The organism is Streptomyces hawaiiensis (assembly GCF_004803895.1).
In the GTDB taxonomy this organism is placed as follows: Bacteria; Actinomycetota; Actinomycetes; order Streptomycetales; family Streptomycetaceae; genus Streptomyces; species Streptomyces hawaiiensis.
In genome coordinates this window covers 6,602,009-6,623,500 of record NZ_CP021978.1, presented here as the reverse complement: position 1 = coordinate 6,623,500, position 21,492 = coordinate 6,602,009, and the positions used below count along the sequence as shown (strand labels likewise).

Here is a 21,492-nt window from a genome sequence, read left to right as displayed (position 1 = left end):
GGTGGGTATAGGCGACTTCATCAGCGACATCACGCCCGACTCGGTCGAGGACGCGGTCGAGGACGGTGTCGAATGGGCAGGCAACCGGGTCGAGGACGCCGGTAACTGGACCGCCGACCGGCTGCAGGACGTCGGCTGGGAGTCCGGCGCGGACTGGGTGCGTGAGCAGTCCCGGTCGGTCGCCAACCGGATGGGCGCCGAGGTCGACGAGATGGACCTCGGGCAGACCGAGGACAAGACCAAGCTGATCTACGGCAGCCCGAGCAAGGTCACCGCCACCGCCGACAAACTCCGGGCCTTTCAGACGGCCTTCGACGACGCCGGTGACGGTCTCAAGGGCCTGGACTCCTCCCGACTCAAGGGCGAGACGGCGAACGCGCTGCGCACCGCGGTGAGCACCCAGCCGCCCAAGTGGTACGCCGCCGCCGACGCCTGCGCGAAGGCGCTCGGCGCGCTCGACGCGTTCGCCGGCACGATCACCTGGGCGCAGGCACAGGCGCAGACGGCGATCGACAAGTGGAAGGAGGGCGTCAAGGCCTCCGAGGACGCCGCCGACGCCCACCGCAAGAAGGTCGACGGCTACAACGCCGCCGTCGACCGCTACAACGCCCAGCCCGCCGACAAGCGCGACCCGGCCTCGCTGCCGCCCAGGCCCGCGGCGACGTTCGAGGACCCCGGCAAGAAGCTGATGCAGGAGGCGCAGGACATCCTCGCCGAGGCCCGCAAGCAGCGGAACTCGGCAGCGGAAACGGCACGCACCGCGGTCCGCGCCGCCCGCGACATGGCCCCGCAAAAGCCCTCCTATGCCGAGCAACTGGCCGGCGGGTTCCAGGAGTTCCAGATCATGGGCGACCATGTCGGGGGCGGGATCATCAAGGGCACGGCGGGCATCCTCAACTTCGTCCGCAGCGTCAACCCCGTCGACCCGTACAACATCACGCACCCGGCCGAGTACGCCACATCCCTCAACAGCCTCGCCGCCGGCCTGATCGTCGCCGCCAACGACCCGGTCGGCACCGGCAAGCAGATGGTCAGCGACTTCATGAAGGACCCGGCCGAGGGCTTCGGCAGGCTGATTCCCGACCTCGCGCTGACCGCCGCCACCGGAGGCGGCGGCGCCGCGGTCAAGGGCATCCGCATCGCCGAGGAGGCCGCCGACGCCGCAAAGGCGCGCCGGCTGCTCGACGACGCCCCCGACGGCACCCACAACCGCCCCGACGGCGAGCGCACCACCGACGGCACCGACCCCGTCGACCTCGCCTCCGGCCGGATGTTCCTGCCCCAGACCGACCTCGAGATACCCGGTATCCTGCCGCTGGTCTTCACCCGCCGCACCGAGTCCGGCTGCACGGTCGGTCGCTTTCTCGGCCCCTCCTGGACCTCCACCGTCGACGAACGACTGGAGATCGACGCCATCGGCGTCGTCCACGTCACCGCCGACGGCCTCCTGATCCCCTACCCGCACCCGGTCCCCGGCGCGCCCACCACCCCGGCATCGGGCAGAGCCCGCGCCCTGCTGGCCCGCGACGCCGACGGCGACTACACGGTCACCGACCCCGACAGCGGCCTGACCTTCCACTTCACCGCCCCACCCGGCAGCGAACCAGGGGACGACGGCGAAGCCTGGCTGACGGGCATCACCGAACGCAACGGCCACACCATCACCATCGACCGCACGGACGACGGCCTGCCGCTGACCCTGGCCCACTCGGCGGGCCACCAGGTGAAGCTGTCCCTCGCCGACGGCCTGGTCACCGCCCTGTCCCTGGCAGGCACGGGCGAGGGCGGCGCGGACCTGCCCCTGATGAACTACGGCTACCAGGACGGCAACCTCACCACCGTCACCAAACCCTCCGGTGCCACCACCACCTTCGTCTACGACGACCGCCGCCGCGTCATCGCCTGGATCGACTCCAACAACAGCCGCTACGACTACATCTACGACGACCACGACCGCGTCATCGCCGAAGGCGGCGAAGCAGGCCACGTCCAGATCACCCTCACCTACACCGAACCCGACCCAGAAACCGGCCACCGCACCACCACACTCACCACCACCGGCGGACACACCACCCGCCACCTCATCGACCACCGCTGCCGGGTGATCGCCACCACCACCCCCCTCGGCCACACCACCCGCTACGCCTACGACACCCGCGGCAACCTACTCACCCGCACCGACCCGCTCGGACGCACCACCACCCACGCCTACGACGAGAACGACCGGCCGGTCGCCGTGCTCCGCCCGGACGGCAGCCGACTCGCCATGAAGCCCGGCCCGTTCGGGAGGTGCACGGACCTCCACGGCCCGGACGGCAGCCGCTGGGTCCAGAGCTTCGACGAGCGCGGTAATCGGGTAGCGGTCACCGATCCGGCCGGCCATACGACCCAGTACGCCTACGACGCTCGGGGATGCCTGACGTCGATCACCGACGCGCTGGGAGCCGTCACCACAGTCCGCTGCGACGCCATGGGCCAGCCCGTGCAGGTCATCGACCCTGCCGGCGGGACCACTCAGATTCAGCGCGACGTCCTCGGACATGCAAGACGCGTCACCGACCCCACAGGCGGCGTCACGTGCCTCGAATGGGACCCCGACGGCAATCTGGTCCGCCGGGAGACCCCGAACGGCACCACCGAGTCGTGGACCTACGACGGCGAGGGCAATCGCCTCACCCACACCGACCCGATCGGCGGGGTGTTCCGCTTCGAGTACACGCACTTCGACCTGGTGGCGGCCCGCACCCAGCCGAACGGAGGCCGGTACGAATTCGGGTACGACGCCGCCCTGCGGCTCACCCAGGTCACCAACCCGCAGGGCGCACGATGGACCTACGAGTACGACGCAGCCGGTCGCATGGTCTCGGAAACCGACTTCGACGGCCGCACCCTCATCTACCGCTACGACGCCGCCGGACAACTCATCTCCCGAACCGACTCGCTCGGACACGTCATCTCCTTCGAGCGAGACCAACTCGGCCAGGTGATCCGGAAGGACGCCGACGGCGAGATGACCACCTACGGCTACGACCGGGCCGGACGTCTGCTGCAGGCGTCCGGCCCGGACAGCGAACTCCTCTACATGTACGACCGCCTGGGACGGGTCAAGTCCGAGCTGGTGGACGGCCGCGCCATGAGTTACGCGTACAACGCCGTGGGCCGCCGCACCCGCCGTATCACTCCCACCGGCCACGTGACCACCTACACGTACAACGCCAGTGGCCGTCCCGAACGCCTGACCGCTGGAGGGTCCCCGGTCGTCTTCACCCATGATGCCGCGGGCCGTGAAACGGCTCGTGTCTTCGCGGACTTCGCCGACCCCCTCACCGTCACCTCGGCCTGGGACGAGGCCGGGCGGCTGTCCGCCAGTCACCTGACCGCCGGCGGCCGTACTCTCAACAGCCGTACCTACTCCTACCGCCCGGACGGCCACCTCAGCTCTAGCAGCGACCTCCTGTCGGGCACCCGCAGCTTCGACCTGGACGCGGTCGGCCACGTCACAGCCGTCCACGCTCAGGGGTGGACCGAGCGGTACGCCTACGACGCGAGCGGCAACCTCACCGAGGCGTCCTGGCCCGCTTCCCACCCTGGCAACGAAGCCACCGGACCGCGGACTTACGCCGGCACGGCGATCACCCGTGCCGGAGCCGTCCGCTTCGAGCACGACGCCATCGGCCGCATCACCCTGCGGCAGAAGACCCGTCTGTCCCGCAAACCCGACACCTGGCGCTACGAATGGGACGCCGAGAACCGGCTCACCTCGGTGATCGCCCCGGACGGCACCCGTTGGCGCTACCGCTACGACCCCCTGGGCCGCCGCGTCGCCAAGCAGCGTCTGGCAGACGGCGAGAGCGTGGCGGAGGAGATCCGGTTCGCCTGGGACGGCATGACCCTCTGCGAACAGACCGTTCACCGCCCCGACCTCCGGAACACAGTCGCCCTCACCTGGGACCATCGGTCCGGCGTTCCCCTCTCACAGACCGAGCGCATCCTCACGGCGGACACCCGTCAGGACGAGGTGGACCGGCGCTTCTTCGCCATCGCCACCGATCTCGTCGGGACCCCTACCGAGTTGATCGGCCAGGACGGCGACATCGCCTGGCGCACCCGCGCCACCCTCTGGGGCACCACCGCCTGGAGCAGTTCCAGCACGGCCTACACCCCGCTCCGCTTCCCCGGTCAGTACTACGACCCGGAAACCGGCCTGCACTACAACTTGTTCCGCCACTACGACCCTGGGACCGCGCGATACCTCACCCTCGACCCCCTCGGGCTCACTCCCGCGCCCAATCCCGCCACCTACGTCCACAACCCCCACACCTGGTCCGACCCCCTCGGACTCAGCCCGTATCCGCGTGGCGAGAAAGGCAACCCGTTCGAGAACCGTGCGGATGCGGAAGAGGCGGCTTACGAGCTCGCCGGTGTTCGTTACGGCGAAGAACCTATCGCCGAGTGGGTAGTCACCGGGGACAAGCAACTGAAGCACGCGCCGGATTATGTTTATTCGCCCGACCCGGCACATTGGGGTAATTTCCGACAATTCGAAACAGACAGTGGCTCGCGTGTCGTCGTCGAGCACACCCACGATCCGGCAGGCCCTCACTTCCATGCCGGCAAACCGAAGATCGATGACACCCGGAACTTCGTCAACTTCGGCTGGGACAATGCAAGGGTGCAGCGGCCCGACGGTAGTCTTGGCTATCCGGAGTCCATGGAGAGATATGCCAAGATAAACAAACCGGGTGGCGATCATCACCTGTTCTACGAAGGCGGCTGAATGCCGTGGGGGCCGACGAAAGGTCAGGGATCATGAACGACCGGCAGGCACCGGAGTGGCTGGACACCCTTGGGCGCTGCGGACTTGAGGTAACGGGGAAGGCGGCACCTGACGGCCCACCCGTGAACGCCGCCATCTATGCGGTCAGCGGATTCGAGGTGGAGCCGGTCGCCGCAGTCCCCGCCTCCACGTCCCACTCCGCCGAGGGACTGGACGAGGCGTGGCATCACCATGCTGCACAAGCTTCGCTCTACGGGGAGAACGGAGAGTTCCTCATCCTCCCGCCCGTACCTGGCGGGAGCCAGGTCGGCTGGGTGCGTGTAAAAGACCCGGTCGGCAAGAACCTCCCGTCCCGTATCTGCGCGGCGACGGGTTCACCCGAGTTCATGGCCGTTTCGGTTGACGGCCGCCACCTATGTGCCACCTCGGTCGAAGAATCCGACTACTGGGTCGTAGTGCACGAATTCTGAGGTCAGATGAGCGTCACGAGCCTCATTTCCCGGTCGGTTTGAGTGATGCGTTCGGTCGGTGTGCTGGTCAGGGCCCGGTAGATCTACCGGTACGACTACAGGAATCAGGGACCGGCGGTCGGGTTCATCGACCCGGCATCCCAGAAGATGGTCATGCTGCACGCCGATGGTAGATTCTGGTCGGCCTGGAAAATCGGTGACGAACAGTTCGGGGGAATCATCGACAAAGGGCTTCTGTGGTGACCGGTCCAGAACACGGAAAATCATCGGACCTGAGGATCGTGCTCGATACGGACGGCACTTTCACCTCGTCCTGGCTGCTTGGGAAGTCGGTGGCCCCGGTGCCTGTGGGCGCGCAGATCGACGCGGCGCCGGCTCGCCGGATCACGGACGGCTGCCGTGCCGTCGGGGCCTCCCACGTCCTCACCACGAGCCTCGCCGGCAACCCCGGTGCCACGTCCCGGCTTCCCGCCGACGCGGACTGCACGGGCATCCGCCCAGCGCTCCTGCTGCGCACACCCGATACGCAAGGAGCCGTGCTTTATCCGGAAGAAGGCTATGCACTGATCACGGGAACCGCCGCTTTCATGGCCGCGGCCGTCAACGAGGGCACCGACACAGCACGCGCACGCTTCGGCCGTCATGCGCGCGCTCTCCGGAAACGTCACCCCTCACTCGCGGCCATGGCCGCCTCTCCCCCCCCCGCCAGAGGGCGTGGTCCCACCCGGGCGACGTCGACCCGGGCAGTGCGGCAGCACGGCAACTGACGCTGCTGGACGCATTCACCGACGGGACGTGCAGCGCACCGGACTTCGCCCATGGCTGGTGGGAGGCCCGGCGGCTTTCCCAGGCGAACGGGGAGCGCGTCCGGGGGGCGCTCGAGGATCTCTTCGACCAAGAGAGGCCTTTGTGGCCTGCTCGGCTCCAGCTACCGAGGCACCGAGATGCAGCGGACGCTCGACTGTGTACTTGGCCGTCTTATAGCGAATGATCTCCATCGCGTGGCCGAGGTCAGTGGTGAAACTCTTTGCCGTCAACAGATCCAGGTACTGTCCGTACATGACCTCCGTACGCATCACGTCCAGCACAGGGAGAGCAGCAGCAAGCTGCGCCGGAGTGAGGCCGGCCGAGTGGAAAAGCTCCTGACTCCAGGCAAGAGCCAGGTCACCAAGCAGTATGGCGGCGTTTGTTCCGAATTCCATGGCGTCAGGGCGTGCAGCATACCTGCGGGCAAAGGCGCGGTGCACCGTCGGTTTACCCCGGCGCGTGGACGAGTTGTCCATAACGTCGTCATGAATCAAGGTGAACGCGTGAAACATCTCAAGCGAGGCGGCAATTCTCAGGACCTTCTCCGTGTCCGCGCTCTCGGCAGTGCTATGCCAGCCGACCAGGCAGAGAAGTGGTCTCATGCGTTTTCCGCCGGACCCCAGAAAGTCACGGAAAATCTCTATTGCTTCCGGAGGGAAACAGCCATCTGCGGCAGCCGTTGATTTCTCGACCAGGAAGGCTTCCAGGACGGAATCAACCGCGCTGCGCATCTCGTCAAGATTGAGGGGATCTAATGCCAGCATGGACCTGCTCATTTCTCACTCTTTCCTCTTCGCGTCTCAGGAATCCGGCCGAAGACATCTCCAGGCGACCGTGCCAGCTGCTGAATCGGAAGGTGCGCTCTCCAGGAAGCGGAGCGCGCCAAAGAGCACGGCGAGCCTGACGGTTCGCGCAAAAGGCGGAACAGGGCACACCGACTGCCCTCCGCCCACGGCGCTGAAGATCGGCCCCACTGCGCCCGGGTAGAGCCGAGGGCCGCACGGCGGTACGTGGCCTGCGGACAACCGTCATCCACCCCAGCTTGCCAGCAGCCGTAATAACTCTGCGGACGGTGAATCCGGCGCGGCATGACAGGTGATCAGAAACTGGTGGGGGTCGTTGGCGGGTGCCAGGACCTCGAACCAGAGAGTCAAGTCCCCTACCAATGGATGATGGATCCGTTTCGGACCGCGGATCATCTCCCTGCCTGTCCCACGGGACCAGATCAGATGAAAGTCCCTGCTTTCGGCAGAGAGTTCGTCGACAAGCGTGATGAGTTGCGAGTCATGGGGAGCACAAGCCATCTGCGTTCGTAAGTGATGGACCACTTCTAGGGCCTTGTGGTCCCAGTCGGGGAAGAGATCGTGAGCCCGGGGATCGAGAAACGTGATGCGAGCCCAGTTCCTTTGCCGAGGCGTCATGTCTCCGAAATCGCCGTACAGAGACGTGGCAAGGGTATTCCAGCCCAAAATATCCGTCTCCCGCCCCATCACGTAGGCTGGAACGTCGATTAATGCGTCTAATAACTGCTTCATCCCTGGACGCAGAGGGCTGCATTGCACCGGTTTTCTCCTCACGAGATGGATCGTGGCCATGCGTAAGCCAGCGGACTTGCCGCTGTGTCGAGGCCGGCCGTGTCGGAGGGGCGGCGGGGTGAGGGCTCGTACCGGTGTAGCCGGGGAAGGGGTCGGGCAGGCTTCACCGCGCCATGCGCCATCAGCGCAGCGCCCTCACGGCCTTGACGACCCTGCCTATCTGCTCGGGGGCAGTCAGCATGGTCGGCCCGAAACGCAGGTGCGGCTGGGCGTAGGGGGTCTCTGTGGCGATGACTTTGTGGACGGCGCGGAGTTCGTGTTCGGCATCGGCAGCGGCCCAGCCCTCCACAGTGCAGCAGACGACGCCGGCCGAAATAGACGGGTCGCGGGGGGTCAGAACGCGTACGTTGGGGAGCCGGTCCAGTTCGTCCTTGAGAAGGGTGGCCTGGGATGTGATGCGCTTGGCAATTCGGGCGCGGCCGATGGTCTCGTGGAAGCGGACGGCCGCGGGAACGGCCCAGCGTTGTTCGAAGGAGTGGTAGCCGCCAGGGGTGTTGAGGATCGCGGGCGCCGCCACCGGGTCGCGGTCGCCCACCCAGCCCTCATAGCCTTCACGGCTGAAGTTGGGAATCACCGGAGCCACGAATGGCCAGTGCTCGGGCTTGCCCCATAACAGGCCGGTACCGCGCGGGCCGTGCAGCCACTTGTGCGTGCTGGTGGCGAAGAAGTCGCAGCCGAGGTCCGTCATCGTAATGTTCTCGGCCGCGAATCCGTGGACGCCGTCCAGGCACAACAGGACGTGGTCGGAGAGGTCCCGCCTGGCATTGATGTCTCGCAACGCGTCGGCTATGGCACGCGCCGGCAGTTTCACGCCGTTGTCGGAGTTCACCCAAGTCAGAGCGAGCACACGGGTGCGGGGGGTGATCGAGCGGACAATCCGGGTGACGATCTCGTCCGGCGTCGCCATCGCCGGGTCGTCGTACAGCCTGATCTTGCGCACCGGGACACCGCCTCGCTGGTGGCGCAGGCGCAGCGCCTGGTGCGTGGCGTAGAAATCGTGCTCGCTGGTGAGTACCTCCTGGCCGCTACCCAGCCGCAGGCCGCCGTAGAGGAGTGCGAGCCCCATGGTGGTGCTGTCGGTCAACGCCACATCGTCTGCGTCGGTACCGAGGAAGCCCGCAAGCGATGTGCGCACTTCCAGGCTGCCGTCCTCGTCGATGAAGCCGGCTCCGGCAGCGATCGGGTCCGCGTCCAGCGCGTCGCGGTAGCGTTCGATGGCGTCGCGTACCTGGCGGGGGTGCGAGGCGAGGACAAACGCCGAGAACTGCAGGTAGTCACGCGACAGTGTGAACTGGTCGCGCACGGAACCCCAGTCTGCGGGGTCAAACCCGTGCTGGGAGGCGGCGGGATCAGCCTGAGCCGCACTGGCCGGTAATCCGATGGCTGCGGTGGCGCCGAGAGTAGCTGTGGCGAAGCCGCGACGGGTCAGCCCGCCTCGTGATGTCTCAGGTCGCGGGATGGCTACGCCGGTCCTGCCGGTCGTGTTCACAGTAGTCACCATTTGTCGTCAGAGGGGGAGCGGGGAATCATCCGTGTGACTGGGTCGGGTCTTGGAAGCCGTGTCCGTGCCGTGGTGTGGGTGCCGTCGCGCGTGCACCGCGATGGCCGTCGCCGTGATGACGGCCATCAGCTCCAGGCCGGCCGCGGTCCAGCCGACTGCGGGGACCCCGGACCGGTCGAGTGCGAGAGAGCCGAGGAAACCGCCCAGGGAGATGCCGATGTAGATGGCGCTGGCGTTCAGGGACAGCACGATGCCCGCGGACTCCGGTGCCAGCTCCACGAGGCGATGCTGCTGCACCGGAGCGAAGGACCAGCCGAAGATGCCCCAGACCACCAGAGCCACGGCGGCCAGGCCCGCGCCCAGCGAGCCGTGCACGCCCAGCGAACCGAGCGCCCCGAAGGAGGCCAGAGCGAGGGTGAGTCCGCAGGTGCTGATCACCATGAGCCGGGTCGTGGGATAGCGGTCGGCGGCCCGTCCGCCCAGCGCGTTGCCCCCCACAGCCGCGAGGCCGAAGACCATCAGCCAGATGCTGAGTGCTCCTCCGTGGATGCCGCCCACCGCGTCCAGGACCGGGCTCATGTATGTGAGGACGGTGAAGGCGCCGGAGATCCACAGCATGGTGAGGCCCAGCGTCGCGGGAACCCCCCGGGTCCGTGCCACCGACAGGCGTGCCCTGAGACCGATGGCGGGTTCCGGCGGCAGTGGAGGCAGCATCAGCACCAGTCCTGCGGTGGCCACGACGCTGAGGCCGGCCACGAACAGGAAGGTGGTCCGCCAGCCGAAGGCGCCGCCGATGAGGGTGCCCAGCGGCACGCCGGCCGCGGTGGCGATGGCGATACCGGCGCCCACGGTGCCCAGGGCCCGGCCCCGTTCTTCGGCGGGGACCAGTGCCGGTACGGCGGCGGCCGCGGCCGGAGTGAACACGGCGGCGGCGATCGCCGCCAGGACCCGTACGGCGAGCATTGTCCCGTACGAGTCGACGAGGGCGGCGGCGACGTTGGAAACGACGAACAGAGCGAGGCTGCCGATGAGGACCGGCCGACGCGGCAGATTACCGATCGCCAGGCCCAGCACGGGGGCGCCGATCGCGTAGGCGAGGGCGAACACGGTGACGAACTGGCCTGCCGCACTCTCGGTCACGTCGAGATCGTGCGCCATCTCGGGCAGCAGACCGGCGATGACATAGCCGTCGGTGCCGATGGCGAATGTGCCAACCGCCAGCAGGAGCAGCCAGACCCTGTGGGACATGAGGGGGGGTACCTCCAGAGGAGCGGACAGGGCGCCGTCGGGGCATCGGGCCACCCCCGCCTCGGTGGCGAGGTGCGGCCGACGGCATGGGTGCGCGGACCAAGGCGCGGTCACTGGGTCGAGGCCCGGGTCTGGCCCGGGATGCGCACGCCGGTGGACGGCATCGGAGCTTGTCAGGTGGTCTGCAGGAAGAGGTGGAGAAGGGCCAGCAGGGTCTCGGGGGCGTCTTCGGAGGGGAAGTGCCCGGTATCCGCCAGCTCGATCACCGGCGCATCGGGATAGGCCAGTTGAAACGCAGGGATGACGTAGCGCGGCAGGAGGGCGGTGTCGCGCATGCCCTCCACGAGAACGGCGGGCTTGGCCCGCAAAGCCGCGACAGCGTCCAGGTCCGGCGGTGCGGGTGTGACGTCCGGGTCCGGCGCCACCAGCTGCTGCGGGAAGCGGAGCACGCCTTGGCAGGCCGCCCGGTCGGTGAAGTGCGCGGCGTACGCACGAACCCAGGTGGGGGTGATGTGCTGTGGGCGCGTAATGGTCTGCAGCGCCAGCATCAGATGTGTGACGCTGCTACCTGCTCCGCCCAGGGTCTGCTCCAGCGTGCCGTTGGCGTGGGCCGCACTCGCCCAGCGGAACCAGTGGCTGTCAGCGAAGTTCTCCGCCATCAGCTTGTCGTAGCCGGGCAGGCCGAGCGGGAGGACCGTGTTGGTGGCGAAGACGCGGGCGATGCGGCCGGGGTGGCGTAATGCGAATCCGGTGCCGATGGGTCCGCCCCAGTCGTGCATGACGAGCGTGATGTCGTGCAGATCGAGCACGTCGACCAGCAGCGCTTCGAGATTGTCGATGTGCTCGCCGGCCAGATAGGTGCGGTCCGCGGGGGTGGCGCTCTTTCCGAACCCCATGTGGTCGGGGACGATGACCCGCCGTTCCCGGGAGAGGGGTCCGATCAGGTGCCGCCACAGATAGCCCCACGTGGGCTCGCCGTGCAGGAACACGACGGCGCCGCCGCCGTCGCGCGGACCTTCATCGACGTAATGCTGGCGAAATCCTGCGGCCTCCGTGAAATGCGGCGGGTAGGGCCAGGTCCTGTCGAAGGTCTCATCAGCTGGGATCATCATTCGCCCTTCTCATGCGCATGTTCACGACGACGCGGCCTCATGGGCCGTCCACTCGCCTCCGTCAGTCTTCGACATCCCAGAAGGATGAACAATGAACAGAACCGTCAATGATCACTGAATTCCCGCCAGCAGCCGTCGTTGGGCCGCGTATGCCAGTGCGCGGATCCCCCCTTTCGCTGGGGCAGCGATTCGGCGCCCAGGTGGGCACGGTTGGTGAGCAGTGGGCTGCCGTGGCGCTCGCAGGTTCGGGTGATCCGGTAGGCGCGGGCTGCGATGAGATCGTGCGCCTGTCCGGGCCCGTGGGCGGTGCCGACGCAGATGCCGAAGCCGGTCGCGATCTGGGCGAGGGTGTCGTGCCGGCGCAAGGACACCAGTCCGACCACGGCACGCCGACGCCATGGTCCCCAGCGCGCTCACCACGGCCCCCAGCCGAGGACTGCTTGTTCGTCACGTACGTCGACCACGTCGTCGTACGTGAGCGTGACCACCGGCTCCGGGATCCGGCTTGGCAATCGCCGCTCCGTCGGCGTCTGTTGGTGCGCGGCCGTGTCATCCAGTGCCGATCCGGCCGCCATCCGGTGGCGGCCACGTCCGTGCAGAGGCGAGGTGCGCGGACGCCGGGCGAGGCTTTCACACCCGCCCTCGTGCCGTCACACGCCGGTGAGCCCGTCGACCGACTCCCGGAGAAGATCGGCATGTCCGTTGTGGCGTGCGTACTCCTCAATGACGTGGCACAGGATCCATCGAAGGCTGGGGGCCCCACCGCCGGGCTGCGGGCGTCGGGCCGGGCGGTCGAGACCGCCCTTCGCCAACGCCTCCGTGGTCAGAGAACGGGAGCGAGCCACGGCATCCCGCCAGAGGGAAACGAGCTGCTCCGGAGTGTCATCGGCGGCCGAGTTCCAGTCCCAGTCGTTGTCGTCGCCCCAGTCGACTGCGTTCCACGGGGGCGCCGGAGCGTGGCCGTGAAGTCGCCGGGAGAACCACCAGTCCTCGGCGAAGGCCAGGTGCTTCAACAGCCCGCCCAGCGTCATGGTGGAGGCACCCACGGTCGCCCGAAGACCGGCTGCGTCCAGCCCCGAGCATTTCCATTCCAGTGTCGCGCGCTGGTAATCCAGAAAACCCAGCAACGTGACGGTCTCGTCGCCCGAAAGCGGGGGTTCTGGGCGCTTCTGATCGTCTAGCTCCATCATGCCCAGAATTATATCCGCCTTGCCTTCGCAGCGGCAGTGAATGAACCCCTTGGATTCATATCTGAATTCCCAGAAAATGACGGTTAATCAATTCACTGCCATTGGCTTCACAGGGCGAATTCTCCTCTGGTGAACCGCATGTAGCAGTAGTCGTCCAGCAGCTTCGGCAGTGACCTGCCCTCGCTGCCGAGGGCCGAGGCCAGCGCCCGCTCGTCCAGCCCGCTCTCGTCGAGCAGTCGCCGTGCCCATCCTCGTCCGAGGCGCTGGTGGGCCATGAACGCCACCGCGTCGCGGGCGCCGTGCAGGCTGTTCGCGATGGCGTCGTCCCATGGCATGAAGGTGCGCGGGCGCAGCCGGTACAGCGTCTTGGCCGCCGCCGTAGGCCCCAACGACCGCGGGCGCACGGGCGTCCCGACGGTAAGATTCGCCAGATCCGCGTAGTACTCGCCCAGCAATGTGATGTCCTCGTGGGTCAGCCGGGCGAGCGTCACCTCAGCCGGGACGATCGCACCCGCCCAGCGGGCCGCCCAGTCACGGATCCCGGCGTCGAACAGATCGGTCTCCCCGTCGCGTGGGTAGCGGATGCGGCACCCCCAGGAGTTGAGCCAGCGCAGCAGCGCCGTTCGGTGCTCTGGGATCGCGAGGTCCAGCGTCGGCGCGGTGGTCTCGGGTGTCGCCGTCTTGTCGACTCCCGGCAGTTGCGAGAACCGGCTCACCGCCGCTCGGAGCTGTGCCAGATCGGGCGCGTGCAGCCCGGCGACGGGCACGCTGATCAAAGGTCTGTCGGTCACGAGCTTCTCTCTATGGGGTCCGAAGACGCGTCAATGGATGGGGCCGCAACCACGGCCTGGGGCACGCCGTCCGATGTCGCCCCGACGGATGTCACTCGGTCAGCGCGTCGGCCCTTGAGGCTGAGGTAGAGCAGTGCGGCGCCGGTGACCGCGAGCGGCCAGAGGAGATACCGGCCCGACATGAGCAGCATGATCACCACCGCAGCGAGCGCAGCGACCGCCGCCGTCCGAGCCTTGCCTCGCTTCGGCAGCAGCCGCATCGCGGCGGCCACGCCGACGGCATACACCGCTACGAACGACCCTGTGGTCAACAGCACCAAGGGGCGGGCGCCCAGGCCGGCCACGGTCACGATGGCAAGTGTCAGCAGGGCGAGCGAGGAGACGATGCCGAGGCTGCGGCGTGGCACCTCGCCGACCCTGCTACCGCGGGTGAGCCAGGCCGGCAGCGCCCCGTCGCGGCTGAGTGCGGCACCGAGCTTGGCGGCGCCCGCGAAGTAGGCATTCATCGCTCCGAGAGTGAGGAGCAGCGCCGCCACCGCGGCCAGCATCCGGGCGTTGCCGCCCAAGCCCCGGGCCATGAGCTCTCCGAGCGGCGCCTCGGCGTGTGCGGCGCCCGGCCCCAGCACCGAGATGACGGCGAAGGCCACGGCCAGGTACAGCACACCGACGATGACGACTGCGGCCGTCGTCGCTCGGGGCAGGTCACGGCGCGGGGAGCGGAACTCACCCACCAGGTGGGTGATCGCCTCCCACCCGGCGAAGCTCCACACCAGCAGGGCTGCCGCCGGAGCGATCGTCGCCCAGCCGTGCGGTGCGAAGGGCCTCAGGTTGTCAGTGCTCGCGTGCGGCAGCGACAGGGCCACCGCCACCAGCAGCAGGGCGACGAGCAGCCCGGCCAGGGCAAACTGGAACCGCCCGGTCACCTGTACGCCCACCGCGTTGGAAGCGGTGACGACGGCCATCAGCGCGACCGCCGTCACCGTGGTGGTGGTCCCCCCGCCACCGAGCGCCGCCGACACGTAGGCGCCGCCGAAGAGAGCGGCCGCGCTCGCCCCCGGGGGCACCGCGAGGTAGAAACACCAGCCGACCACCGCTGCCGTACGGTCGCCGAACGCCAGGCGCGCGTAGGTCGACACCCCGCCCGCGTCCGGATGCCGTGCGCCCAGTGCCGCGAAGGTCGCCGCCAGCGGAGCCGACAGCAGCACGAGCGCGAGCCACGCGAGCAAGGAGGCGGGACCAGCGGCCTCGGCGGCGAGTGCGGGCAGGGCGATGACCCCGGTGCCCAGGACCGCGCCCACGTACATCGCCGTGCCCTGGAATACCGTGAGCCGACCCGCTGGCCGGCTCTTCGTCTCGCTCGTCTCGGAGCTCATGGAAGGAGGGTTCCTGACATGATCAGCATGAACAAGCGGCGGAAAAGACAGGGTGCGCTAAATTTCTGCCATGCAGCGACATGTTGTGGCCGTCGCCGTGACCGACGGTGCCCCGACCTTCGAACTGGCCGTTCCCTGCGAGGTGTTCGGCATCGACCGCAGTGACCTGGTCGATCCGTGGTATGAACTGCGCCTGTGTGCCGCGCAGCCCGGTCCGCTGCGCACCGCGGCCGGGCTTGTCGTGCCCGCCTCACACGGCCTGGACCATCTGGCCGAGGCGGATACCGTGGTGGTGGCGGCATGTTCCCGGGACGTGCAGATCGATCCTCCCGTCTCCCTGCTACAGGCCGTACGCGAGGCCCATGAGCTGGGTCGGCGTATCGTCTCCATATGCTCCGGCGCCTACGTGCTGGCGGCCGCGGGGCTGCTCGACGGGCGGCGGGCCACGGCACATTGGATGAACGCGATGGACTTCAGCCACCGCTTCCCCGACGTCGAGTTCGACCCGACGTCCCTCTACATCGAGGACGGCACCATCCTCACCTCGGCCGGCACGGGATCCGCCATCGACCTCTGCCTCCACCTGGTCCGCCAGGACTTCGGCTCCGCGGTCGCCAACGAGGTCGCCCGACGCATGGTCGTACCGCCACACCGCGAGGGCGGACAGGCCCAGTACGCGCGACCGCCCGTCCGGGTGCGCAGGACGAACGACACCCTCGCGCCCGTCCTGGAATGGGCCCGCCGCCGTCTGCACGAGCAGCTGACGGTGCCACAGCTCGCTGGCCAGGCGGGGCTGAGCGAGCGCACCTTCGCCCGTCGGTTCCGTGAGGCTCTCGGCACAACGCCCCTGCAGTGGGTCCTGCAGGAACGGGTCCGGCTCGCCCAGGAGCTGCTGGAGACGACTGACGACCCGGTGGAGAGCGTCGCACAACGCACCGGGTTCGGCAGCGCCACCAACCTCCGGTACCACTTCGGCCGGCTCACCGGTGTCTCCCCGCAGACGTACCGCCACGTCTTCCGCCATCGCGCGGCCCAGCAGCGGCGTGGGACGTCGCCATCCGGAATGCGCATCGGATGAGGGGGGGGAAGGCACCTTCCGGCGACCTCGACCGTGCCCGAAAACCTCGGAGCGACCCTGGAGTTCGAGCCCCTCCGCATGCCGCTCAGTGCCTGGAATTCTGCGAACGCTGTCGTTAATCCCGCGATTCGATCCGCCCCCCTGGCGACATACCAAACCGGCACTATGGTGAGCCCGTGATCGAATTACCTTCCCTGCCCAGCCATCCAGGTGCGACCAGGGCGCAGCACGTCCTGGCCCGTCTCGTGCGTCCTGCGATCGTGAACCACAGCATCCGCACCTATGTGTGGGCCGTCCTCGCGGGCGAACGACGGGGCATGGCCCCCGGCACCGACTACGACGACGATCTGCTGTTCTACGCCTGCTCGTTGCACGACCTCGGCACCTCGGACGCCTACGACGGCCCTCTCCGGTTCGAGGTGGATGGCGCTGACGCGGCCGCCGAGCTGCTGACCGCCGAGGGGCTGGATGCCGCCCGGGTCGACCAGGTGTGGGAGGCCATCGCCCTGCACACCTCACCCCATATCGCCGAAAGACGCGGCCCCATCACCCTGCTCACCCGGCTGGGCGTGCTGACCGACTTCGGCCAGGAGACGATCGACGATCCCGCCGTACGGGAGGAGGTGGAACGGCTCCACCCCCGGATGGACATCGAACGGGAGCTGACGGACGCCGTCGTCGCGCAGGCCGTGCGCAGGCCCGAGAAGGCTCCTCTCCATTCCTGGCCCGGCGGCCTTCTCCGCGCCCACCTCGACGCCGCCGTCTCTCACACCGCCGCACAGCCCGAAAGGACAGAAGCGTGACGGATTCCGCCGCCTCCCTCGCCCGCCCCACCGGGCCGGGCGCCTTCGACTTCCTGATCGGCACCTGGCATGTGACCAATCGCCGGCTGCGCGAACCGTTGTCCGGCAGCGGCGACTGGGAGGAGTTCCCCGCGACGGCTTAGACGTCATCTCAATTGGTGGATAATTGTGTAGATAGTCGCTGGCAGACGTGCTGTGGTGGCGGTTGAATGCCTTGGTGAGCGACTACTGGACACCCGCGCATCACGCGGTCGAGCACGAGGATGCGGAGACCCTGGCCCGGTTGCTGGCCGACGGTACCGATCCTGATGAGGTCTTCAGCAACATGACGCTGCTGACGCACGCAATCGACGCCGAGGGCGATGGCTCCCTGCAGAGTGGTCAACCGTTGACCGTGCACACCACTGCTGTGCTGCTGGCCTTCGGGGCTGACCCGGAGCTCGCCGATCCAGACGGTCGCACCCCCATGGACATGGCCAAGCACTACGGCCACGACTTGGCGGTGAAGCTGCTGCGGGCCCACATCAGCGGCCGAGCCGCCGGTAACAGATGAGGGTGCAGGCGATACTCGTGAAGGCGAGGAAATGCTCGGCCTTGCGCTCATAACGACGGTGGAGACGGCGGCAGCCGGCGAGCCAGGACATGGTGCGTTCGATCGTCCAACGATGACGTCCCAGCCGCTGGGAGGTCTCAACTCCCTTGCGGGCGATGCGGTGCCGGATGCCTCGGCAGCTTAACCATCGCCGCAGGTGGGCATAGTCGTAGCCCTTGTCGGCATGGAGCTTGCCGGGCTTGCGACGCCGGGGGCCCCGGCGGGACCGGACCGGCGGTATGCCCTTCACAAGCGGGATCAGGGCCTGGCTGTCATGGACGTTGGCACCCGAGGTCCCCACGGACAGGGGCAGACCGGTCCGCTCGGTGATCAAGTGGATCTTTGAGCCGTACTTGCCCCGGTCTACAGGATTCGGACCTGTCAGGTCCCCCTTTTCAGGGCGCGCATGTTCACCGAGTCGATCGCGCACCGCGACCAGTCCAGTTCGCCACGGGACCCGAGCTCGTCAAGCACCAGGCGGTGGAGCTTGGCCCACACCCTGGCCTTCGTCCACTCGGTGAAGCGTCGGTGAGCCGTCGCGCCGGACGGCCCGAACGACGCGGTCGGCAACTGCTGCCACGTGCAGCCCGAGGTCGCCACGAAGACGATCGCGGCCAGCACTTCGCGGTCGCCATGCCTCCGCCGGCCCCCACCCTGGGGCCGCGACGGCGCTTCCGGAACCACTCGCTGGAACAGCTCCCACAACTCATCCGGCACCAGCCGCTCGACGATCCTCACCACGACCGCCAGCTTACCCAGCCAAATGAGATGACTTCTAACTGCCGCAGCACTCTGTTCGACGGCGGAGCGAACCTGGACGAAATCGTCTTTCCCACCAAGGACTTCTCGGGCCTCACGTTGCGCCTGTACGACACAGAGCGCGACGAGTGGTCGCTGAACTGGGTCAACAGCCTCACCGGACGGATGTCCCCGTCGATCGTGGGCCGGTTCGGACCGAACGGGATCGGCGAGTTCCACGGGGAGGAGATCCACCAGGGCGCCTCCGTACGATGCCGTTTCATCTGGTCCGGGATCACGGCGGACTCGGCACGTTGGGAGCAGGCGTTCTCCACGACGGGGGGCGGCTGGGAGACCAACTGGATCATGGACTTCCGGCGTACTGCCTGACGGTTCGGGGGTACCGGCGTGCCGCTTGCCGGTACCCCCGTGGCACCGGCCTCAGGCGACCGTGCGGACCGGTAGCTCGACCAGGCCGTGCATGATGGTGCTGGCCTTCCAGCGGAACGTGTCCGGATCGGCGGCGAAGCTCAGGTCCGGGAAGCGCCGCAGCAGCCGGCCCACGCCGATCTCCACCTGGAGCCGGCCCAGGGGCGCACCCGCGCAGTAGTGAATGCCGTGACCGAAGGCCAGGTTTCCGCTGATCCTGCGGGTGATGTCCAGCTCGTCGCCGTTCTCGAACTTCTCCGCGTCCCGGTTGGCCGAGCCCAGCGCGACCACCACGATCTCACCGCCAGGAATCGTCACCCCGTTCAGCGGGATGTCGTCCGTGGTGAACCGGAAGGTCGCCAGGCCCACCGGCCCCTCGTAGCGCAGCATCTCGTCCACCGCGTTCGGCAGCAGTGACGGGTCGGACTTCAGCAGAGCCAGCTGGTCGGGGTTGCGCAACAGCGCGTGGACCGCGTTGCCGATCATGCTGAGCGTGGTGTCGTGGCCCGCGACCACGAGGAGAAAGACCATCGCGACCAGTTCGGACTTGGTGAGCCGGTCGCCGTCCTCGGTGACCTGGACGAGGGCGCTGAACATGTCCTCGCCCGGGTTGGCGTTCTTGGCGTCTATCAGTGCCTCGGTGAACGCGGTGACGGCGGCCGAAGCCGAAGCCACCTCCTCCTCGGTGTGGTTGGCACCGACCAGGGTGTTGGTCCACGAACGGAACACCGCACGGTCCTCAGGCGGCACGCCGAGCAGCTCCGCGAGCACGGTGATCGTGAGCGGGGCGGCGAACTGCTCGATGAGATCGGCTTGCGGGTTCTCGGCCAACCGGTCCAGCAGTTCGTCGGTGATCTCCTCGATTCTGGGGCGCAGCGCCTTGGCCCGGCGCTCGGTGAACGCCTTGCCGACCAGCCGGCGCAGCCGGGCGTGGTTCGGGGGATCGCTGTTGAGCATGTGCGCCGCCAGGTCGTTGTCGACCGCGGCCGGTGCTTCGGTGGGTGTCTCGGCATGCCGGGCGAACATCTCGTTGATGCGCCGGCCGTCCTTGCTCACCCGGCTGTCGGCCAGCAGCGCCCGCACATCGTCGTAGCGCGTCACCATCCAGACCTTGACACCGTGCGGCATCAAGACCTTGCGCGGCGGTCCCTCCTCCCGCAACCGGGCGTAGAGCGCGTAGGAGTCCTGTACGAAATCAGCGGGTATCTTTTCCAGGATCTCCGCCTGGGAATTCTGCATCTGTAATCCTCTCAATCCACCGGGGCCAGTACGTTGCCCGTGGACACCTCGACGATGCGGATCGCCTCTCGCGGGCAGGAATCCGCGACGGCCAATACCTCGTCGTCCGCGTCGATTTCGGCGTCGATCGGCTGCGACTGGCCGTTCCGCAACGTGAAGCGGTCGGGCCGGTCTCCCATACAGACTCCGGAGCCGATGCAGAAATCACGATCCACGGAAATATGCCAGCGGTTCTCAGTAGGCATGCACACCACTCCCATCTGTCGTCTTCAGGACAGCAGTAGAGAAATCGGTACCGCAGTGTTCGACAGCGAATCAGCCGCGCTGTCCTTCGGCAATGTTCACGCGATGGGCGAGGCGTTCAAGCGTGGCCGGTCATCACTTGAACGCGGCTCACCGGCCATCGCCGCGGATCACGGCTCGGGTGTCTCGCTCGGCGAGAAGACGACGAGCACCCGCAGGTCCTCGGTGATGGAATGGAAGCGATGCGGTACCCGCGCCGGCACGAAGCAGACCGAGCCGGCTGCCACCGGATGGTCCTTCTCACCGATCCGCAGCACCGCACGACCGGTGACGACGTGGTACAGCTCGTCCTCCGCGTGCGGCTGCTGGGGATCGGCGGCCCCGGCCTGCAGCGCGTACATCCCGGCGCTCATGGCGGGAACCCGGAGGAACTCCAGGTACCGGCGTTCCTCGGCGGCCTGACGGGCGTCCAGAGTCGCCAGGTCGTGCACCTCCGCGCCGCCGCCGTCAGTCATCTCCCACACCGTCCTCCTTCACGGGCGCGGCGGGCTCGTCCCGCCGCGCCCGTGCTTCCATCTGGGCCAGGCGGTCCGCCGAGAGCCGTTTGGGCACGACCATCGCCCAGGCGCCGACCACGAGTTCGGTCAGTTCGTCCTCGTCCAGCGGTGCCAGCCACACGCGGACCCAGTTGTACCGCTCGTCGGAGGGCACCGGCATGAAGTACTTCTCCGGCTCCGAGGCGATCAGCGCTACGCGTTCCTCCCGTGGAAACGCGAACCCCATGGACCGTTCATCCCGGGACAGCGCCACGTAGACGATCCGGCCGACCCGGAATTTGGTCTGGTCACGTACCAGCGCCTCCTCCGTGCGAGGCAGGGTGAGCGCCAGTGTCCGGACGTCCTGCGCCGTCGCCATCGTCCCCGTCCTTCCGCCCCTGTTGCTCAGCCTCGCTTTGACGAAGCTCCAGCGTGCAACATTTGACGCTACCGCCCGCCTTGAGCAGCTCGGCGACGTCCACCCCGACGGGATGGAAACCCCGGTCCTTCAGCATCTCGACCAAGCCCATCGCCGCCTGCGGCAGCACCACGTTGTATCCGTCGGAGAACGCGTTCAGCCCGAACACGTCCGCGTCCGCCTTCGCCACCTCGATGGCCCCCGGGAGCATCTCGCGCAGGACCGACAGGCTGCCGGGCGAGAAGGCGTCGGGGTAGTACATGATCTCGTCCGGCGACAGGACGGCCAGGGCCGTGTCACCGAACAGGACGGTTGATCCGCATACGACAGAAACCATGCAGCCGAGCGATCTGCCTGCGAATCCGCGCCGGCGAAGTCCGCTACGGGGCACTCGCGTACCGGAACGTGATCAACGCAATGCGCGCGTTGGCACCTTGTAGCGGACGCAAGCCGGATTTACCCATCCGATGTGTCGGCTCGGCGGGCAGCCGCGGCCCCAGCTGAGGCGGGCCGTGGCGACTCCCGCCCCTCCGCTGCGGCGGCCGTCACCCT

General features: G+C 67.8%; 20 protein-coding genes and 2 pseudogenes. 7 read left to right on the top strand and 15 right to left on the bottom strand.

Annotated elements, in window-relative coordinates:
* Position 1: 1 nt before the first annotated feature.
* Both CEB94_RS30570 and CEB94_RS30565 read left to right on the top strand, forming a co-directional pair.
* Positions 2-4,777 (top strand): putative T7SS-secreted protein, encoded by a 4,776-nt coding sequence (locus CEB94_RS30570; RefSeq protein ID WP_175435231.1) that lies wholly within the window; start codon positions 2-4, stop codon positions 4,775-4,777.
* Between the two features lie 32 nt (positions 4,778-4,809).
* Entirely contained in the window at positions 4,810-5,247 is a 438-nt protein-coding gene (locus tag CEB94_RS30565) for a PH domain-containing protein (protein WP_175435230.1), read from the top strand.
* Between the two features lie 782 nt (positions 5,248-6,029).
* On the opposite strand, the gene CEB94_RS30560 is transcribed toward CEB94_RS30565, so the two are convergent.
* The 9 genes and pseudogenes from CEB94_RS30560 to CEB94_RS30520 form a co-directional block, all read right to left on the bottom strand.
* Positions 6,030-6,818 carry a polyprenyl synthetase family protein gene (locus CEB94_RS30560; protein WP_246111958.1) on the bottom strand — a complete coding sequence of 263 codons (789 nt, stop codon included), beginning with the start codon at positions 6,816-6,818 and terminating at the stop codon, positions 6,030-6,032.
* 264 nt (positions 6,819-7,082) lie between these two features.
* Positions 7,083-7,589 (bottom strand): MmyB family transcriptional regulator, encoded by a 507-nt coding sequence (locus CEB94_RS30555; RefSeq protein WP_175435228.1) that lies wholly within the window; start codon positions 7,587-7,589, stop codon positions 7,083-7,085.
* A 181-nt stretch (positions 7,590-7,770) separates the two neighbouring features.
* Positions 7,771-8,952: an aminotransferase class V-fold PLP-dependent enzyme gene (locus tag CEB94_RS30550; RefSeq protein ID WP_175435227.1), complete on the bottom strand. Its 1,182-nt coding sequence runs from the start codon at positions 8,950-8,952 to the stop codon at positions 7,771-7,773.
* Between the two features lie 204 nt (positions 8,953-9,156).
* Positions 9,157-10,398, bottom strand: a complete 1,242-nt coding sequence (locus tag CEB94_RS30545) for an MFS transporter (RefSeq protein WP_175435226.1) — start codon at positions 10,396-10,398, stop codon at positions 9,157-9,159.
* A gap of 173 nt (positions 10,399-10,571) precedes the next feature.
* The gene (locus CEB94_RS30540; RefSeq protein ID WP_218945943.1) at positions 10,572-11,510 is read right to left on the bottom strand and encodes an alpha/beta fold hydrolase; all 939 of its coding nucleotides are present in this window, start codon (positions 11,508-11,510) and stop codon (positions 10,572-10,574) included.
* 191 nt (positions 11,511-11,701) lie between these two features.
* Positions 11,702-11,911 (bottom strand): annotated as a pseudogene (locus tag CEB94_RS30535) (helix-turn-helix domain-containing protein); the annotation flags it as partial.
* A gap of 249 nt (positions 11,912-12,160) precedes the next feature.
* A complete protein-coding gene (locus CEB94_RS30530; protein WP_175435224.1) occupies positions 12,161-12,700 on the bottom strand; it encodes a DinB family protein in 540 nt (179 codons plus the stop codon).
* A gap of 107 nt (positions 12,701-12,807) precedes the next feature.
* The gene (locus CEB94_RS30525) at positions 12,808-13,491 is read right to left on the bottom strand and encodes a hypothetical protein (RefSeq protein ID WP_246111957.1); all 684 of its coding nucleotides are present in this window, start codon (positions 13,489-13,491) and stop codon (positions 12,808-12,810) included.
* On the bottom strand, positions 13,488-14,864 hold the full coding sequence (locus CEB94_RS30520; RefSeq protein ID WP_175435223.1) for an APC family permease: 1,377 nt from the start codon (positions 14,862-14,864) through the stop codon (positions 13,488-13,490). Before CEB94_RS30520 ends, CEB94_RS30525 begins: the two co-directional genes overlap by 4 nt.
* 70 nt (positions 14,865-14,934) lie before the next feature.
* On the opposite strand from CEB94_RS30520, the gene CEB94_RS30515 reads away from it, so the two are divergent.
* The 4 genes from CEB94_RS30515 (at position 14,935) to CEB94_RS30500 (ending at position 17,298) form a co-directional block, all read left to right on the top strand.
* Positions 14,935-15,942 (top strand): GlxA family transcriptional regulator, encoded by a 1,008-nt coding sequence (locus CEB94_RS30515; RefSeq protein WP_175435222.1) that lies wholly within the window; start codon positions 14,935-14,937, stop codon positions 15,940-15,942.
* Positions 15,943-16,118: 176 nt separating this feature from the next.
* Positions 16,119-16,745, top strand: a complete 627-nt coding sequence (locus CEB94_RS30510) for an HD domain-containing protein (protein ID WP_175435221.1) — start codon at positions 16,119-16,121, stop codon at positions 16,743-16,745.
* Positions 16,742-16,888 carry a hypothetical protein gene (locus tag CEB94_RS30505; protein ID WP_175430201.1) on the top strand — a complete coding sequence of 49 codons (147 nt, stop codon included), beginning with the start codon at positions 16,742-16,744 and terminating at the stop codon, positions 16,886-16,888. The genes CEB94_RS30510 and CEB94_RS30505 overlap by 4 nt, the downstream gene beginning before the upstream one ends.
* A gap of 74 nt (positions 16,889-16,962) precedes the next feature.
* Positions 16,963-17,298 carry an ankyrin repeat domain-containing protein gene (locus tag CEB94_RS30500; RefSeq protein WP_054214933.1) on the top strand — a complete coding sequence of 112 codons (336 nt, stop codon included), beginning with the start codon at positions 16,963-16,965 and terminating at the stop codon, positions 17,296-17,298.
* On the opposite strand, the gene CEB94_RS30495 is transcribed toward CEB94_RS30500, so the two are convergent.
* Positions 17,270-18,069 (bottom strand): IS5 family transposase gene (locus CEB94_RS30495; RefSeq protein WP_425472531.1). Its coding sequence is split into 2 segments (ribosomal slippage): positions 17,270-17,721 and positions 17,721-18,069, totalling 801 coding nucleotides; the frame shifts between segments, so codons are not numbered across the junction. The two genes, CEB94_RS30500 and CEB94_RS30495, sit on opposite strands and share 29 nt — an antisense overlap.
* Positions 18,070-18,105: 36 nt before the next feature.
* Here CEB94_RS30495 and CEB94_RS30490 point away from each other — a divergent pair.
* On the top strand, positions 18,106-18,465 hold the full coding sequence (locus tag CEB94_RS30490; RefSeq protein ID WP_175435220.1) for a hypothetical protein: 360 nt from the start codon (positions 18,106-18,108) through the stop codon (positions 18,463-18,465).
* 51 nt (positions 18,466-18,516) lie between these two features.
* Here the strand turns inward: CEB94_RS30490 and CEB94_RS30485 are convergent, their stop codons facing one another.
* From CEB94_RS30485 to CEB94_RS30465, 5 genes and pseudogenes are all read right to left on the bottom strand, one after another.
* Positions 18,517-19,743 carry a cytochrome P450 family protein gene (locus CEB94_RS30485; protein WP_175435219.1) on the bottom strand — a complete coding sequence of 409 codons (1,227 nt, stop codon included), beginning with the start codon at positions 19,741-19,743 and terminating at the stop codon, positions 18,517-18,519.
* A gap of 11 nt (positions 19,744-19,754) precedes the next feature.
* On the bottom strand, positions 19,755-19,988 hold the full coding sequence (locus CEB94_RS30480) for a ferredoxin (protein ID WP_175435218.1): 234 nt from the start codon (positions 19,986-19,988) through the stop codon (positions 19,755-19,757).
* Between the two features lie 168 nt (positions 19,989-20,156).
* Positions 20,157-20,501 (bottom strand): cupin domain-containing protein, encoded by a 345-nt coding sequence (locus tag CEB94_RS30475; protein WP_175435217.1) that lies wholly within the window; start codon positions 20,499-20,501, stop codon positions 20,157-20,159.
* On the bottom strand, positions 20,494-20,901 hold the full coding sequence (locus CEB94_RS30470; protein WP_175435216.1) for an MmcQ/YjbR family DNA-binding protein: 408 nt from the start codon (positions 20,899-20,901) through the stop codon (positions 20,494-20,496). Before CEB94_RS30470 ends, CEB94_RS30475 begins: the two co-directional genes overlap by 8 nt.
* 40 nt (positions 20,902-20,941) lie before the next feature.
* Positions 20,942-21,238: pseudogene (locus tag CEB94_RS30465) on the bottom strand (amidinotransferase); the annotation flags it as partial.
* Positions 21,239-21,492 lie beyond the last annotated feature (254 nt).